The 15937-nt window shown below is 65.9% G+C and carries 15 protein-coding genes and 1 pseudogene; 3 read left to right on the forward strand and 13 right to left on the reverse strand.

Features of this window, described 5'->3' with window-relative positions:
• Window positions 1–356: 356 nt before the first annotated feature.
• From HQ312_RS12430 to HQ312_RS12475, 10 genes and pseudogenes are all read right to left on the reverse strand, one after another.
• Complete coding sequence (locus HQ312_RS12430; RefSeq protein WP_222638752.1) at window positions 357–914, reverse strand: hypothetical protein; 558 nt, start codon at window positions 912–914, stop codon at window positions 357–359.
• Between the two features lie 288 nt (window positions 915–1202).
• On the reverse strand, window positions 1203–1448 hold the full coding sequence (locus tag HQ312_RS12435) for a hypothetical protein (RefSeq protein ID WP_222638753.1): 246 nt from the start codon (window positions 1446–1448) through the stop codon (window positions 1203–1205).
• Window positions 1445–1765 (reverse strand): hypothetical protein, encoded by a 321-nt coding sequence (locus HQ312_RS12440; protein WP_222638754.1) that lies wholly within the window; start codon window positions 1763–1765, stop codon window positions 1445–1447. Before HQ312_RS12440 ends, HQ312_RS12435 begins: the two co-directional genes overlap by 4 nt.
• 715 nt (window positions 1766–2480) lie before the next feature.
• Window positions 2481–3179, reverse strand: coding sequence for a hypothetical protein (locus HQ312_RS12445; RefSeq protein ID WP_222638755.1), 699 nt, complete (start codon window positions 3177–3179; stop codon window positions 2481–2483).
• Between the two features lies 1 nt (window position 3180).
• Complete coding sequence (locus HQ312_RS12450) at window positions 3181–4281, reverse strand: reprolysin-like metallopeptidase (RefSeq protein ID WP_222638756.1); 1101 nt, start codon at window positions 4279–4281, stop codon at window positions 3181–3183.
• 325 nt (window positions 4282–4606) lie between these two features.
• The gene (locus HQ312_RS12455) at window positions 4607–5359 is read right to left on the reverse strand and encodes a hypothetical protein (protein ID WP_222638757.1); all 753 of its coding nucleotides are present in this window, start codon (window positions 5357–5359) and stop codon (window positions 4607–4609) included.
• Window positions 5360–5415: 56 nt separating this feature from the next.
• Window positions 5416–5896: pseudogene (locus HQ312_RS22315) on the reverse strand (DUF4913 domain-containing protein).
• 26 nt (window positions 5897–5922) lie between these two features.
• The gene (locus tag HQ312_RS12465) at window positions 5923–7923 is read right to left on the reverse strand and encodes a type IV secretory system conjugative DNA transfer family protein (RefSeq protein WP_222638758.1); all 2001 of its coding nucleotides are present in this window, start codon (window positions 7921–7923) and stop codon (window positions 5923–5925) included.
• A complete protein-coding gene (locus HQ312_RS12470; RefSeq protein ID WP_222638759.1) occupies window positions 7920–8228 on the reverse strand; it encodes a transposase in 309 nt (102 codons plus the stop codon). Before HQ312_RS12470 ends, HQ312_RS12465 begins: the two co-directional genes overlap by 4 nt.
• Entirely contained in the window at window positions 8225–9355 is a 1131-nt protein-coding gene (locus HQ312_RS12475; RefSeq protein WP_222638760.1) for an ATP/GTP-binding protein, read from the reverse strand. Before HQ312_RS12475 ends, HQ312_RS12470 begins: the two co-directional genes overlap by 4 nt.
• 235 nt (window positions 9356–9590) lie before the next feature.
• Here HQ312_RS12475 and HQ312_RS12480 point away from each other — a divergent pair, with 235 nt between their 5' ends.
• Both HQ312_RS12480 and surE read left to right on the forward strand, forming a co-directional pair.
• Complete coding sequence (locus HQ312_RS12480) at window positions 9591–10532, forward strand: 1-phosphofructokinase family hexose kinase (protein ID WP_222627280.1); 942 nt, start codon at window positions 9591–9593, stop codon at window positions 10530–10532.
• Between the two features lie 29 nt (window positions 10533–10561).
• Window positions 10562–11368 carry a 5'/3'-nucleotidase SurE gene (gene surE, locus HQ312_RS12485; protein ID WP_222638761.1) on the forward strand — a complete coding sequence of 269 codons (807 nt, stop codon included), beginning with the start codon at window positions 10562–10564 and terminating at the stop codon, window positions 11366–11368.
• Between the two features lie 10 nt (window positions 11369–11378).
• Here surE and HQ312_RS12490 read toward each other — a convergent pair whose 3' ends face one another.
• From HQ312_RS12490 to HQ312_RS12500, 3 genes are all read right to left on the reverse strand, one after another.
• On the reverse strand, window positions 11379–12683 hold the full coding sequence (locus HQ312_RS12490) for a DUF6297 family protein (protein WP_222638762.1): 1305 nt from the start codon (window positions 12681–12683) through the stop codon (window positions 11379–11381).
• Window positions 12674–13297: an ABC transporter ATP-binding protein gene (locus HQ312_RS12495; protein WP_222638763.1), complete on the reverse strand. Its 624-nt coding sequence runs from the start codon at window positions 13295–13297 to the stop codon at window positions 12674–12676. The genes HQ312_RS12490 and HQ312_RS12495 overlap by 10 nt, the downstream gene beginning before the upstream one ends.
• A gap of 64 nt (window positions 13298–13361) precedes the next feature.
• Window positions 13362–13676, reverse strand: a complete 315-nt coding sequence (locus HQ312_RS12500) for a DUF6412 domain-containing protein (protein WP_261781651.1) — start codon at window positions 13674–13676, stop codon at window positions 13362–13364.
• A 111-nt stretch (window positions 13677–13787) separates the two neighbouring features.
• Between HQ312_RS12500 and HQ312_RS12505 the strand changes: the two genes are divergently transcribed.
• Window positions 13788–15902, forward strand: coding sequence for an MMPL family transporter (locus tag HQ312_RS12505; protein ID WP_222638764.1), 2115 nt, complete (start codon window positions 13788–13790; stop codon window positions 15900–15902).
• Window positions 15903–15937: the final 35 nt, after the last annotated feature.

Consider the following 15937-nt stretch of genomic DNA (forward strand, 5'->3'; position numbering starts at 1 on the left):
TGCGCAATTATATAGTCACTACCATCTTAACTACCTCCGAACAAGGCCAGCATCGAACATACGGAAATAATGCGAGTATCGAATACATACAATCGAAGTACCACTCCCCTGCTTCTGTAGCTGCAGAGGAGTGGTATTCCGATCTATCGAGTCCCAAATGGGATGCGACCCGAGTTGTTGATGGCATCTGTTGGCGGGATTACCCAGCAGGGCCCGTGGCGACTCAGTAGAAAGCGTCGATGATCCACTGATCGCTTCGGCAGGCACATACGCGGCCCTGTCCGCGGACCGTCACCGACTTCTCGAGCATCGCGACCGGCCGATGCTGACTCCGGTTGAAAGTCAGTCCGCAGCGCTCAGTCGACACGAGAGATCGAATGGTGGCAGCCCGGGCTCGCTGGGATCGCGAAAGCGCCGGGCACTCCTGGACGCGGCCAGTAGTTTCGGCGGTGGCCGTCGACGATCGAGGCGAGGGGCACCACCGCCCCCTCGTGTCTAGTGCAGGCTGCCTCCGCCCATTTCGGTTCGGCCGCGCGGTAGATAGTGCACTGTGTCTCGCCCTCGTCCAAGAGCTTTCGGGCGAGCCCTGCCACGTACCAGGTGTTGAATTCGGAGCGCGCCAGACTGCTCGCCGCGTGTTCGATGTTCACCCGCTGCGGTCGGCTCACGCCATGTCGCGTAGACATTTCCATCGTGTGCCACAACTCCGAACGGGCTATGGCTCTTCCCAGGGTCACTTCGTTACCGTCGGGATCGTTGATGGCGTCGAGCATCAGCGACGGCCACTCACGCACACCGAGATCAGTCAGTCGCGGAGACCGGTAGGGCCTTCTTGCGCCAGACTCCTCGATCGCGAGGCATCGCGCCATCCACTCACGGGTACTCACGTCCAGCTCGCGAAACGTCATCTTCATCAATCCAGGCTATCGAGTAGCTCGCGCCGACAGGTTGGTCGATCGGGGGCTATCCCGACGTCGGCAACGCGCGTGGTGATCTTGGGTGCGACACCGCCGCGGGGTCACGACAAGTCGATGTGTACACGTCCCGTGTCGTTCAGGTCGTGGTTCGCACACAACCACGCGCTGATGTGAATGGTTGCGTGAGGAACCGAGATGTCACCGACATGTAGATTCCGTCCTTGGCTTCGTCTTGACGGGTGGCCGGCGCCGTGCATCCCTGAACGGCGCACGTGTGCTCGTCACTCATCCTGCGAATTCCCACGTGTGATGGTTACGCCGCTCGGTGGTCCACAAGATTCTGATACCTGTGCCCGCTGGCAACTTTTGGTCGAACGACTGACCAGGTGCGAGGGCGTGCGGGACCTCGGTCTCGATGACGCTGCCGATGCCCGTCAGTGTGATCATCTCGGCCAGGGTGTCGGTGGCGTTCGTGAAGCGCCACTTCCCGCTGCCCACCAGCTCGACGGTCCACGGCTCGATGGCGCTCATCCCTGGCTGTCCTCTCCCACGGTGCGGATGGTGGCGAACTCCTCGACATCAATGTCGCGGCGGTAGTAGGCGGGGTCGATCTGGTGGAGCCTGTCGTTGCCCTCGGTGGTGTACTCCAGGAACACGTGAACGCCGTGCTCCAGCGGGCCGCGCTTGGGGCGGATGTGCCACACGTCAGCGATTCGCCAACGGTTCGAGTTGCCATCGACGTAGCCCTGGCCGACAACGGGCGGGATCTTCACCCACTCGGCATGGTCGGAATCCCCGTCGGGGTAGTGATAGTTCACGGTGAGGTTGTAGCGGTCTGAATCCTGCATCGCTGTGGTCTCTCTCGTTCGGCTAGCGTCCGGGGTGGACGAACCGAACGGTATGACACCCCACCGACAGCGTTCCCGTCGGACCTGTTGCTAGCACCGAAACCAATCGCTACGGTTCCAACCATCCCATTCCGCCCCATACCGACCAGCGAGTTCACTTTGACGTGAAGAACCCGCAGATCGTTGATGCCCTCACCTCCCGACCGGGTCATTCATCGACGATGCGCCGGAATGCGATACTGTGCAACTTATTTCAGCTTGTGTCACGACTTTCGGTAGTGGAGTCGTTGTCGCGACAGGGGGTCGTGGGCGCTGATAACTGTCGGACCACCCCGGCATCAAGGAACATGTGGAAAACCTCGCGCCATGGACGACGTACACCGTCCAGCAGGAGTCCGTCGTCATCACCATCCGGTGCCTGGCCGTCAATCGATGCATCGTCGACCACCACCCTGAGTAGGGGCTCAGGGATCGACCTGCCCCGGCTGACCATCGCGTCCAAACGGACAGTGGTGCGGGGTCGAACGTGCAGTCGAGAATGTAGAACGGTCGGTCTCGCCAGCCAGCACAATTAGTGACATTCGCGGGAAAGTTGGGACCGTGAGCCACCTCTGTAACCGCAAGCTAAGGACGGCGACCGAGTAGACACCACATATATAGCGCTGCTCCGGAACAGGATCCCGTTCCGGAGCAGCGTCTCACACTACTTCTGTCTCTATCTCACGGGCTCGCCGTCCACCTGCGGAGGTAGGTCAGGCCCCTCCGGCAGTTCTGCCTCGGATCCGTCACCTAGCCCTGTGTTGTTCGGATCGAACGGAATTTCGTTCTCAACTGCGGACACAGCTTCCTGCACCTCTTCGGGCAATCCTGCAGCGACACCGCCGCGTTGCGCGAGTTCTGGATCGAGGTTTACAACATCTGCGGTGTCAACTGGCACTGCACCGACAATGGGGATGAAGTTCTCGGCGGATATTGCCGTATCTAACACGGTCGAGAAGATGTAACTCTGGCCGATGTTGAGTGGGGTATCGCCTTCGGTATAAATTGCCTGATCAGATACAGGGTCGTAGCCCCCTTGCTGATTGACGACTACGTCACCCGCTAGATCACCTTTTATTACACTCAACACCGTTACGGAGAACTGAGTCTCCGGCATTGCTGTCCGGTTGACGGTTCCGATCACCTGATTAACTGTCCCCACGAATACAGAATCAGCCGCGCCAACTACCCGTCGCTGATCGTATATGTCGAAGGCCCACGAGGGCTCCAGGTATACAGTCTGGGGCGCAGTTGTAGAACGTAGCTCCTCGTTGGGATTGGTTGCTGGTGCGGGAGATGACGTGCAGGCGGTTGCAACCGCAGTGAAAGCTACGCCTGCGGTGACAACTAAAATCTTAGTAAGGGTGTTGTTCATTTCATCCCCAAAGTCTTCTGAGTGATTCGATATCAATCTGCCCAAGGTCGCCAGTCGGTCCGGAGCCAATGCCCATGAGCTGACCGGAACAACTGTGAGAAAGACCGAAAGCGTGCCCGAGTTCATGTGTCACGATCGCTTGGTTCTTTTGGGCCCCAAGTTTGGACATATATGCATCGTTGTAATAGATCTGGTCGACGCCGTTAGGAAACCACGAGTACAGCCCTTGGTTCCCGTTGTTTGGGATGTTGACATCGATGATCTCTAGATCGGGAGTGTTTGGGGCGGCGATAAATTGAACGCGTCCTTGTCCGTTCCAACGACTTGTACCCGCTGCGACTTGGTTCGCATACTTCGTGGACTTGTTCGCAACTTGGACAAATCGGTCGACGACCGAAGAGTATCCGTTGTGGAAGTTCGCATCTGTTCCGTCATATAGAGCGCCACGTTCGAACAGTTGACCTTTAGCCGGTGCGGCGTTTCGATTGGACGCAGTCGTGCATGCAACACCATCGCTGATGGGCCACCCGTACTGGCCATTCTCCCAATTTGCTTGACCCCACTGAGTATAAATTGCGCCTCTGACGGATCGCGCTTGGATTGCGCCGTACTTGTAGTATATCGAACCTGATTCAAAGTCGTTGAATCGGCCACCATTGGCTTGCAGTTCGCGAGTGATCGGGTATTTATGAACTCCCACTTCGTAGTTCAAATCCAACCACTTTTGCAAAATCAATCCACCGATTTGGCGGCCCTTGTTTGGGTCGACGTTCGGGCTCCAGAGAATTCGATTGGTGAAACCAAATTCCTGCCATCGGCCTCCGTTGAACGCCAGGAGTTCATCGCTAGTTGGCTCACCAATGCTTGAGGTGCCACCTTGTCCGAACTGATTCGCCCCTGACAAAAAGTCCACAAACTCGCGTTCTATCGAGCCGTAGACCCATCGACCATTGCGAAATTGATCCGCATTCGCAATGCCTGGTGTCGACAAGAGTAGGATTGTTACCAGCGTAAGAAGAGTCAAAGGCAGCGCGACCTTTTTCCTGGAATGTTTCGGTCTTGAATTGACGATTTTGGAGTCGGAGTTACGCCGCTTGGTCACGACGCGCGCCTTTCGGTTGGTGCCAGTGCGAACTCTGGCGATAGCCACAGTAGCGACGATCGGGCGCTATGTCTGGTTCTGGACCGTGTGTTGCAACTATTCTCCAGTAGGCGCAGTGTTCCAAATGTCGTTACGGCACGATATTAAGTTGTTGATCAGTCTACGCCGTCCGAAACGGTATATGAGGCTGCTCATACCGTAATTTCGCCGAAATTGGATTGTTTGTGGCCGCTGGTCGTTCAACGCAAGCTGGTTTATGTCGCGGATCGGCCAATACTGGCTCCGGCCTTCGCGTCGTGGCCCGTGCGCAGGGCTCTCATCGGGCCTATCTGCCGCCGCGGTCCATGCTGGAATCGAGCTCCCGCCCTCGGTCCCCTGGTGTGGCCGCAGGCGTAGCTGTCGGCATGCGCATGGAGTTGATGTCGAGTGCAGCGGCGTTGGCGGTGTCGGTGAGCAGATGGGCATCGATTGCCTCGGTGTCGAGGCCCGCGATGGTGAGTTGGACTCTGTGTTGTTCCCGGCGTTGCGCGGTGTCCCAAGCAACAGTGCTCAACGGGAGATGTTGTGTTGGCGGGTTGGTTCGCGATCCCGGGTCACCGAGAACTGACCGGTCGGCGTTTTGATCGACCTGGCGTTCGTGTTCGGCACGGTCCGCCAGCTCACGTTCCACGGCAGTTGCGACGAACGCGGTGTTCACGGTGTCGCGCAACGACGTGAGGTCGATGCCCTTGTCGGTACGTAGCCGGTTCTCGATGGTGATCGCTGCCCGGTCGGCGACAGGGGAAGCGTCCTTCCAGGTGTGCGCGATCCGGACGGCGTCAACGATCTGCGCATCCTGGGCAGTGGCCCACCACTGCCGGTCACCCGTGCGGCGCAGGAACGCCTCTGCCGAACGTTGTTCGGCGTTCAGCCGCCCGGCCAGGGCTTGTGAGCGTGACTCCGACGCGGCGGCCGCGGTGCGCAGGGACTGCTCGCGGCGTCGGGCGAGAGCCTCGGCGACCTGCATCGCGACCTGGACCGCGGTGCGCAAGACCATGCCGGTCTGGCGAGAGAGCTGGTCGTGTTCGTCGTCGGCCATGGGTGTCTCCTCGTTCGGGTGGTGGGCGGGGCGCGTCTTTGTCACACATGCGCTTTTCAGGCGGGTGAGACCGGTGAATCTGCAGTGTGGAGTGCCAGCAGTTCGGCGGGGATGGTGATGCTCGGGAGCGGGTGCACTTGCCGGTGGTCGGGGGTGCAGTCCTTGAAGGTGCCGTCCGGGGACAGCAGTCTCGACATGTGGTGATCAGCGTGGTCCTTCCACCACACACTCATCCCGGTGGCCGGGTCGAGCCGGAGGTTCCCATGCCCGCCACAGTGCGTCGACGCGGGCGCGGGCTTCGGGGTGCAGGAACCAGCTCGGGCACCACCGCATCGCCGGGTGGTCGACGGTCTTGCGCCGGTACGCGGGGGCGAGGAAGTCGGCGAAGAACCGGTACGCGTTCGGGTAGTACGGGCCCCGAGCCGCGGAATCGGCCCGCTCCCCCGCCTCGCCCGCCTTGTCGTCGTCGGTGTGACTGTCCCGCAGCTCGTCCCGATCATCGGTGGGTGATGCATCACCCGGACAGGCGCTGTCCATGTCGGCGTCGAGGTCGAACTCGTCGCTCACGAGACGGTCACCGCTCCCGACCGGGGCGCTGCGACCGGATGCTTGGTCGGGGACGGGAGCAGCGATGTCGCGTCCGTCGGATCCGGGTCGTCGGCGCTGGGATGTACGGCGGGGTCCTGGCCGGCGCGGGTCCGGGCGTCGGCGACGGCGGCGGCGAACGGTCCGGTGTACCAGGGCATCGTCTCGATCAGCGCAGGTGGGCATTTCGCGGCCCGCAGGATCGCCCGCCCCGCGGGCATCGCTTCGAGAGCATCCGCGGGAAGGGTGCGGATCTTCTGCCGCTGCTGCGAACTCGACCGACCGGATGAGTTGGTGGAGACGGTCTGGCTCATCTCCCAGTGATCACCGAGGGCTGCGGAGGTGTTCTCGAGGAACCGGCCGTCGTCGGTCGACCCGCCGCCGCCGTACACGCGGATCGTCGACGCACCCCACAGTTTCTTCATCCCACCCTGACCGAAGCATTCCTCCCCTTGGGACCAGGACTGCAGGATGGTGGTGACGGTGATGCCGCGGGAGCCGAAGTGGCTGTACAGGTTCGGCAACTGCCGCCACCGCACCACGTTCGCGGCCTCGTCGAGCGCGTAGGTCGCCGGCACCCGCAGCCGCCCCGCCGGCAGCGATCCCTCCGCGGGGGTGGCGGTGGCCCGGTCGACCAGGGCGTCGGTGACGGCGACGGTCAGCGCGGTGACCAGGGCGCCGCACTCGTTGGCGGCGTCCTCCATCGACAGGCAGAACAACGTGGGGGCGTCCTCGGCTGCGAACTTGGCGGGGTCGAACTCCGGCCGCGTGTCATGCTCCCCCATCCGGCTGATCCACGGGTGGATCTCGGCGTAGGCGAGGGCGCCGAGCATGTTCGCGGCGGTGGCGAACACTCCCCCGCGTTGCTTGTCGGGTGCGTTGTACTGGGCGATCATCGATTCCGCCCACTGCCCGAACCCGTGCCCTCGCAGCAGCCGGACCGGTTCCTGATTCTCCGGGGTCGTCGCCCAGGTGTAGACGATCGGCAACGGCAGACGCTCCAGCGCGGCGGCGAGGAGGAACCCGGTGACCAGTCGCTGGCCCATGGGGTCGAAGAACGGTTCGCGCTTCGTGTTCTCCCCCGTCAACGAGGTGGCGAAGATCCCGGCGAGGGTCGCGGCTTTCGTCTCCTGCGCCGACTGACTCATCGTGGCCACGACGTTCTCGCCGAGCAGTTCCGCCAGCTCCGCACGGCGACCGTCGGATGCGGTGGTGTCGGTGATGCCTTGCGTGGTGGACGGCCGGGCGGAACGCACCCAGGTCAGCGGGTCGTAGAACCACCGGGGCAGCTCTTGGGCGACTCCTTGCGGGTCGAACACCCACACCGGGCCCTTCTCGGCCCGGTACGCGCGGGTGGTGTCGACGACGTCGCGTTTGTTGGAGGTGGTGAGCACGGCGCCGCGGGCGGCGAGGAGCTGCGGGATGATCACGCAGCTCGTCTTGCCCATCCGTGGTCCCCAGATGTGGGTGGCGACGTCCTCCGGACCGGCATACAGGGTGATACCGAACCTGTTCGGCCCCAACACCAATCGGCCCAGCGGCGCCGCGACGGGCTGATCGGCGGCGACGGGGTCCCCCAACCGGGCGATCTCCGTACGTAGCGCCTTCTCCCCCAGCCTCGCCACCTCCCGGGGGCGGCCGAGGAACCGGCCGGCGTCGTCGACGCGCGTCACGCGTCGGCGGCGTTTCATCGCCCGCACCGTGCCGGCGACGATCACGACCAGGGCGAGTATTCCGAACGCGGCGGCGATGATCGTCGCCCCCACCGGCCACACCAGCGACCCATTCGCCAACGCTGTCACCAGAGCGAACGGCGAACCCGGCACGTACTGGTCGATTCCGGACAGCGGGCCGCCCAGGTGCAAGGCGGCTTCTGCGCCGCCGTAGACGAGGGCGGAGATGACGATAGCGCCGCCGGTCAGGGCCAGCATCGGGTCGACACCGGCGTTCGGGTTCTTCGCACCTCTCCCTGTGCTCATGCGATGACTCCTTCTTTCCCGTGGGTGTGGGTGGAGCCGACGAGGTCGGCGATGAGGCGTTGCGCTTCGACGAGTTCCGCACGGAGCCGGACGATCTCACCGTTCTGCTCGCTCGGCATCAGGGGCCGCTCGTCGGTGACGCCTTGTGATTGCCGGTACCACCACCGGACGGTGTTGGGGTGCAGGGACAGGTGCGCGGCGACCGCTTCGATGGCCGCCCACGTCGAGCGGGCCGTGGGCAGTCGGTCTGTCACCATCTGCACCGCACGGGTCCGGATCTCCGCCGGATACGGCTTGCCTCTCATCGCCCGCCGCCGCCGACGTGGGCGAAGCGGGCGTTCGTGTCGTGGTACCCGGCGGCGGCTTCGGTGGCGGTGATGACGGTTTGCAGCACCACCCCGGGTCGGCGGGCGGTACCGATGCGCAGCAGGAACTTCCCGCGGCCGGGTGGAGGCAGTTCGCGGCCGGTGTCGTCGATGCCGGCCGGGGTGGACCATGACGACACGAGATCCCGGTCCTGTTGCGTGAACGGGATGATGCCGTCGAGCTTGTCCATCTCCTGCGTCGGCAGTCCTCCCACGATGACGGCTCCGGCGCGTTCGATGAAGCCTTTGGCGCGGCTGATGTCGACGGCGGTGGCGAGGGTTTCCAGGTCCGCGACGGTGTGGGTGATCATCAGCAGCGCCGTTCCCATCGTGCGGGTCAGGCGGGTGAGCTGATCGACGCGCAGGACCATCTGCGAGCCTCCGGCCAGCACCCGCCACAGCTCGTCGAGCACCACCAGGAACGTGCGTTTCTCTCGCAGCCCCACGTCGGCGAGGACGTGGGCGGCTTCAACGGCGCCGAACGCGTCCGACCAGCAGGCGAGCATGATCGCCGCTTCCAGGGTCGGGTCCTCGGTGCCGATGGAGGACACATCGACACACACCGCGACCGGCGGCCGCTCCCCGGCGAGATCGAGAGCCGTGGTGGTCTGGCGGGAGAACACTTCGCCGAGCTCACCGTCGAGGAGACCGATCAACGTCTCGAGCAACCCCTCGACCTTGGCGGCGTACTTGGCCGGGTCGTCGACGCTGATCGTCTTACGGGCCAGCTCCGGCGACCCCTTCTCGATGAGGGTGAACAGATCCGACAGCGGCGGATGCTCCGGGGTGAACCGGGAATCGGCGTCGAGGACACGCAGCGCCACGGCGAGGACGTTCGACTCGGACTGGGTGAGCGGCCCACCGCGTTCGAGTTCGCACAGCCCCGACACCAGGCGCCGGCGGCGCTGGAGCACCTGGGCGGCGACCTTGCGCTGCACGTCAGGAAAATCGTCGAGCAGCGGGAGGATTGAGCCGAGTGCGCCGACGGCGAGCGGGTTGAGGTAGCCCTCGCCGTGGCCGAGCCGGATCACCAGGCCGCCGTAGTACTCGACCCGTTCGCCCACCATCGCGGCGCCAGGCGATGTGGGTGTCCGACTACCCCGGCTCTGCGGAGTACATGGCCACGGTGTTGCCCTGGACCGTGACACGGTCCAGCAGGCGTCGACGGTGATCACGGTGCCCGAGGCAACACCGGAACCGGCTTTCCCGTCGCTCGACGACCTCGCGGACGCCTTCGGCAGCTGACCTGTCGACCGTTCGACGTCGGGTTTGGGGAACGGACGAATCGGGCACATCACGGCGATGTCGACTGCCGAACACGCGCCCACCGCCACCGTCTTCGCGCCGTCCCCGCTGCTCACCATCACCCTGGACGCAGCGCCGAACGGCGACACCGAACTCCACGTGCACGCCGGCGGCCAAGGCCACTGGATCGCCCGCATGGCCACCAACCTCGGCATGGACGTGACGCTGACCGGCGCGTTCGGCGGCGAGAGCGGCGGCGTACTGCGGGATCTGATCCACCGCGAGGGAATCACCGTGCGTGCCGTGGACATCGGTCACGAGTCCGGGTCCTACATTCACGACCGGCGCGACGGCGACCGCACCGAGGTGGCGACGATCGATCCCCCGCACCTCGCCCGGCACGCGCTCGACGACCTCTACGGGATCACCCTCGAGTCCGGAGCCTCGTCCGACATCGTGCTGCTGGGGGGCCCGCACACCGGGTCGGTGGTGCCCGCAGACTTCTACCGACGGCTCACGACCGATCTGCGATCGCTGTCGAAGCCCGTCGTCGCGGACCTGTCCGGACCGACCGCGACGGCGGCTCTGCAGGGCGGGCTCACCGTGCTCAAGATGAGCCACGAAGACCTCATCGAGGACGGGCGCGCGGAGTCGGAGGACCCCGACGTCCTCATCGAGGCGATGCGCGCCCTGCACGACGAGGGTGCCGACATCGTGGTTCTGTCCCGCGCGGCGGACCCGGCGCTCGCCCTCGTCGACGGCACGGTGCTCGAGGTGGTCACTCCCGACCTGGAACAGACGGACCACCATGGTGCGGGCGACTCCATGAGCGCCGGCATCGCCACCGGACTCGCCCGCGGCATGTCCATCGAGGAGGCACTCGCCCTCGGCGGCGCCGCCGGCACCGCCAACGTGACCCGCCGCGGACTGGGTACAGGACAGGTGGGGCTCGTCGAGACCATCATGTCGACGGTCGAGGTACGCCCCTTCTCGTCCTGACCGGCTGCACCCACTCGCAGGAGGCACACGTGCGCGTGCTCATCACGAACGACGACGGAATCGACAGTCACGGGATCGCCGTGCTCGCTCGGGTCGCCGTCGAGGCCGGTCACGACGTCGTGGTGGCGGCGCCGCACGAGGAGCGCAGCGGTGCGAGTGCGTCGCTGTCGGCGCTCCAGAACCGCGACCAGCTCGTGGTCTCCCGCGCGTCGGTCGCCGACCTGGACGTCGACGCGTTCGCCGTACAGGCCTCGCCCGCCATGATCGCGTTCGTCGCGACGCGCGGAGCATTCGGTCCGCGGCCGGACATCCTGCTGTCCGGCATCAATCACGGTCCGAACACCGGCTCCGCCGTCCTGCACTCCGGCACCGTGGGGGCGGCCCTCACCGCGTCCACCCACGGGGTTCCGGCGATGGCCCTGTCCCTCGCCGGCCTCGACACGGCGTCTCTCGCCGCGCCTGGCGACATCCACGCCCAGGTCGACCGTGAGGTCGCCTCGGGCGCTCCGAGCTGGGACACCGCCCACCTCGTGGCCCGGCGCGCACTCGACTGGTTCGTCGACCACGGTGCAGCGGACTGGGTTCTCAACGTCAACATCCCCCCGGTCGCGCCATCGGAGCTCCGCGGCATCCGCCCGGCCGACCTCGCGGCCTTCGGCGCCGTCCAGGCGGAGATCGGCGACACCGACGACGAGTTCGTCACCGTCCGCTTCGACGCCATCCACGCGCGAGACGACGACGACAGCGACGCCGGCCTCGTCGCCCGCGGATGGGCGACGACCACCGCACTGCGACCCCCGTCGAGGGTGGACGTCGACCTGGCCGGGTTGGAGTGATCGCGTCCCGTCACAGCAGGAGCAGCACGGCACCGACGAGGAGCAGGCCCGGGCCCCGCAGGACCTGACGAATCACGTCGACCGGCACTGTGCCGAACATGGTCACCACGGCGAGGCCGTCGTAGACACGCGGCGGCGCGGTGCGGGAGCGAACAACGGCGACCAGCGACGTCGACCCGACCACGATGCCCGCCCACCACGACACCGCCGCCGCTACCGTGACTGCGACGGTGAGCGCCACCAGCGACGGCACCACGAGGAACGCACCGGCCATCGTACGGTCCGGCAGCGCGAGTGAGAACCGTAACGATCTATCCGCCAACATATCTCGGAACCCGATGCTGGCCGCCGACGTCGCCACGTAGCCCACGAGAAGGCCCACGACGCCCGCCCAGTACGGCATCGACACCGCGGAGGCGGCGAGCACGAGACCGAGTCCGGTCACCAGGACCGCCGGCAGCATCGTGTTCCGGCGATGCCGCATCAGGTCGGACCGCACCAGGGCGCGGACCGGGCCGACGGATCTTCCGGCACGACCCCGCGGGCGCACCGCCCCTCGGCGTCGGTGGGCCCTGGTCTCCAGCGCGGACACGAGGAACCCGACGTCGAGGAAGGACAGTCCCGCGGACCCGGCAGCCAGCAGATCGGCCCCCGACGTCAGGGACGTCCGACGAATTCGCCCGAGGCGGGAGTCGGCCGCCCACCATCCGATGACGGCCGCGACGGCGAGCACAGTCGCGCACGCGACAGCTGGAGGAGGCGGTGCGAGCGTCGCGACGCCCGCCGACACGACTGTTCCGAGCTCGATCATCGGCAGCGCGGACGACCACCTGCGGGACTGCTGCCCCAACACCGCCAGGGCGACCACCAGCGCACCGGCCGCCGCCCCGACGGCGGCCAACGGCCACCAGGACGTCGCACCCGCGATCAGTGCCAGCAGACGAGCGACCAGCACTCCGAGTGCGACGAGCGCGCCGGTCCAGGCGAGCACCTGGCCGCGCAGAAGAGTGCGTCGATCGAGCGGCGCCGACACGAGCCAATGCGTCGTGGCCGCGTCGGTTCCGATCGGTCCGACGACGCGCAGGACATGGAGTGCGGCCGCCGCGAGGACAATTCCGACACTCGTCGATGCCGACGCCGACAGCACCGGGTCCAATGTGAATCCCGGCCCGCGGCCGGACAGCACCCATAGCGCGACGGCCACCGTCGACAAGGCGCCGCCACCCCAGATCGACACCTGCTCGACCGCACTCTCGGTGCCGCGGCGGCGTCGGCGGAGCTCTCGGTGCAGATCGGCGGCGGAGGTCATCGCCATGTGTCGGCGTCGACGACGACGTCGGCCACGGCGTCGACGATTGCCCTGTCGTGCGAGACGAACAGCACCGCCACTCCGGCCTCCTTCTCGGCCGCCAGTGTGCGGGCGAGCCACGCGCGCCCGTCCGAGTCGAGATGCTGCTCCGGTTCGTCGAGGACGAGGACGCGACGAGGTCGCACGAAGGCGGAGGCCAGGACGAGCCGCTTACGCTGACCACTGGACAGCGTGACCGGGAGCTGATCGGCCTGGGCGGACAGGGCGAGCCCGTCGAGGATCGCCGTCACGACGGCCTCCGCGTCGTCGACCGCATGGGCCGTGGCGATCAGTGTCAGATGTTCGCGCACCGACAGGTGAGGGAACATGCCCCCGTCGTCGAGGACGGCCGCGATCGCCGTACGGGTGGCGGGATCGGTCTCGTCGAGGTCGGTGCCGTCGAGGAGCACGCGCCCCTCGTCGACGTCGTCTGCGCCGACGGCACAGCGGAGGAGCGTCGATTTTCCGGAGCCGTTGGCACCGACCACGGCGCAGGCCGAGCCGGGACGAGCAGTGAGGTCGACGTGCCGGAAGACGGTGAAGTCTCCGTGGGCACGGGTGATGCCGGAAAGGTGCAACATGAGGTCTCTCTCCCACGATCCGAGATGTGAACGGTGTCGTCGGTGCGGAGACGCACGGCGCCGATCAGCTCGGCTGCGCCCCCGCGAGAGCTCCGGGTGCTCGGGGCATGGGACGGCCCGGCGTGGCGGGGTGGGACTGACGGCGGAAGGATCCGCGCAGTCGGCGTTCGTCGGCGGGAGGGCCGTTCGCCGACTCGACGCGCCCCACGAACGACTCGGGTCGCAGGAACGCGGCGGCGAGCAGAGCCACCGATACGGTGACGGCCACAGCTACGGCGACCTCGATGGGTTGCGGCATCGCGACGATCAGCGTGAGAGTCGTCGAGAGCACGAGCATCGCCACCGTCAGCCGTTCGCTGATCTGCCGTGCCGTTCGCATGGCCCGAACTGTACCGCCCGGTCTGTCCCCGCTCTCAGAGCTTCCCCAGAACCGTTCACTACAGTCACACACGACCGTGGATGCTCGACCTGACCGATATGGGGATTTTCTGTGACTCGCTGGGCTTCGTTCGTGGTGTCGCGGGCACGGTGGGTCCTGACCGCCGCGATCGTCATCGTTCTGGCAGGCGCCACGTGGGGACTCGGGGTCTTCGGCAGCCTCAGCCAGGGCGGATACGAGGATCCCGGCAGCGAGGCCGTGCAGGTCGCCCGACAGATCCAGGGCCTGGGAACCGCCGCCCCGGACATCATCGTCATCTACTCCGCGCCCGACGGCCGCACACTCGACGACATCGGCGCGGACGTCACGCCGGTGCTCGACGCGTTCCGGGCGGAGGTGGGTCCGAACGACATCACCTCCTACTGGACGGCCGGACCGGTGCAGAAGCCGTTCCTGGAGAGCAAGGACGGCACGAAGGGACTCGCGACCGTCACCCTCGGCGACGCCAGCGGCATCACGGTCGCGTCGTTCTCGGAGTTGCTCCCCAAGCTCGAGGTCGCCGGCATCGACACGCAGTTCGCGGGCGCCTCCGTCGCCGGCGTCTCCTTCAACACCCAGCTCCAGGAAGACTTGGTCCGTGCCGAGATCATCGCCATCCCGATCACGCTGATTCTTCTGGTCGTCATCTTCGGCGGCGTCGTGGCCGCCGCAGTGCCCGTGATCGTGGGAGCGCTCTCGGTGGCCGGCGCGCTGACCGTCCTGCGCATCTTCACCACGTTCACCGAGATCAGTTCCTTCGCCGTCAACGTCGCCAGCCTGCTGGGTCTCGGACTCGCCATCGATTACGGCCTCTTCATCGTCAGCAGGTTCCGCGAGGAACTCAGGGGCGGAGCCACGTCCCACGAGGCCGCACGACGCACGATGCTCACCGCCGGGCGCACCATCGTCTTCTCCGGTCTGCTGCTCATCTGCGCCTTCGCGGGGATGCTCGTCTTCCCGCAGGCCATCATCCGATCCCTCGGCTTCGGCGCGATGGCGGCCGTCGGATGTGCGGCTCTGCTGTCGTTGACGGCTGTACCGGCCGTCCTGGCCATGCTGGGTGACCGCATCAATGCCATCACCTGGTCCAGGACCGCCTCGGATCGCGGAGATGCACGCGCACACAGGTTCTGGGGCGGGGTCGTCACGAAGGTGATGAAGCGCCCCATCGCTGTCGCCACCCTGATCATCGTCGGCCTGCTGGTCGTTGCCGCACCGCTGGTCAAGGCCCAGTTGGGCGAGGTGTCCTACACCGCGCTGCCCGCCGACGATCCCGCGCGTATCGCGTTCGAAACCCTCGCCTCGGACTTCAGCAGCACCGGCGACAGCGCCACCATCGTGTTGGACGGAGAGTCGGCGCGGCCGGACGGCCCCGCCATCAATGCGGTCACGACGGCTGCGCGCGCGGTGAGCGGGATCGCCAACGTTCAGTTCGGCACGGCCAGCGGCGACTTCGTGGTCATCAACGCGACCTTTTCCTCGGACGTGTCCCAGGAAGCGCAACAGGATGTGGTGCAACAACTCCGCGCGATCCCGGCACCCGACGGAACCGACCTGACGGTGGGCGGAGCGGCGGCCCTGGTCCTCGACGGCAACAACGCCATCGTGAACTGGCTGCCGGTGATGCTCACCATCATGGTGGTGTCGACGCTGATCCTGCTGTTCCTGGCGTTCGGCTCGGTGGTGCTGCCGATCAAGGCTGTTGCCATGGCGGGACTGAGCATGGCCGCGACGTTCGGGGCTCTGACGTTCATCTTCCAGGAGGGTCACGGGGCGGGCCTGCTCGGCGTCACACCGGCACCGCTCGAGGCGACGTTCGTGGTTCTCATCCTCGCGGTCGTGTTCGGGCTGTCCACCGATTACGAGGTGTTCCTGATGTCCCGCATGGTGGAGGCGCGCACGGCCGGCGCCACCACCGAGGAGGCCGTGCTCATCGGCGCCCAACGCACGGGCCGCATCGTGACCGCGGCCGCGCTGATCCTCATCATCGTCACCGGGGCGTTCTCGCTGTCGGGTCTGTCGATCATGCGGTTCCTCGGAGTCGGCATGATTCTCGCGCTCATCATCGATGCCACGATCATCCGCATGCTGCTGGTCCCGTCGCTGGTCAAGCTCATGGGCGAAGCCAACTGGTGGGCACCCGCGTGGATGAAAAAGTTGCACGAAAAAGTCGGCATCGGTCACTAATACCGCCGGTACTTACTCCGCGGTAAGGTCCGCGG

It is taken from the genome of Rhodococcus sp. BP-316, from assembly GCF_019836105.1.
Classification (GTDB): Bacteria; Actinomycetota; Actinomycetes; order Mycobacteriales; family Mycobacteriaceae; genus Rhodococcoides.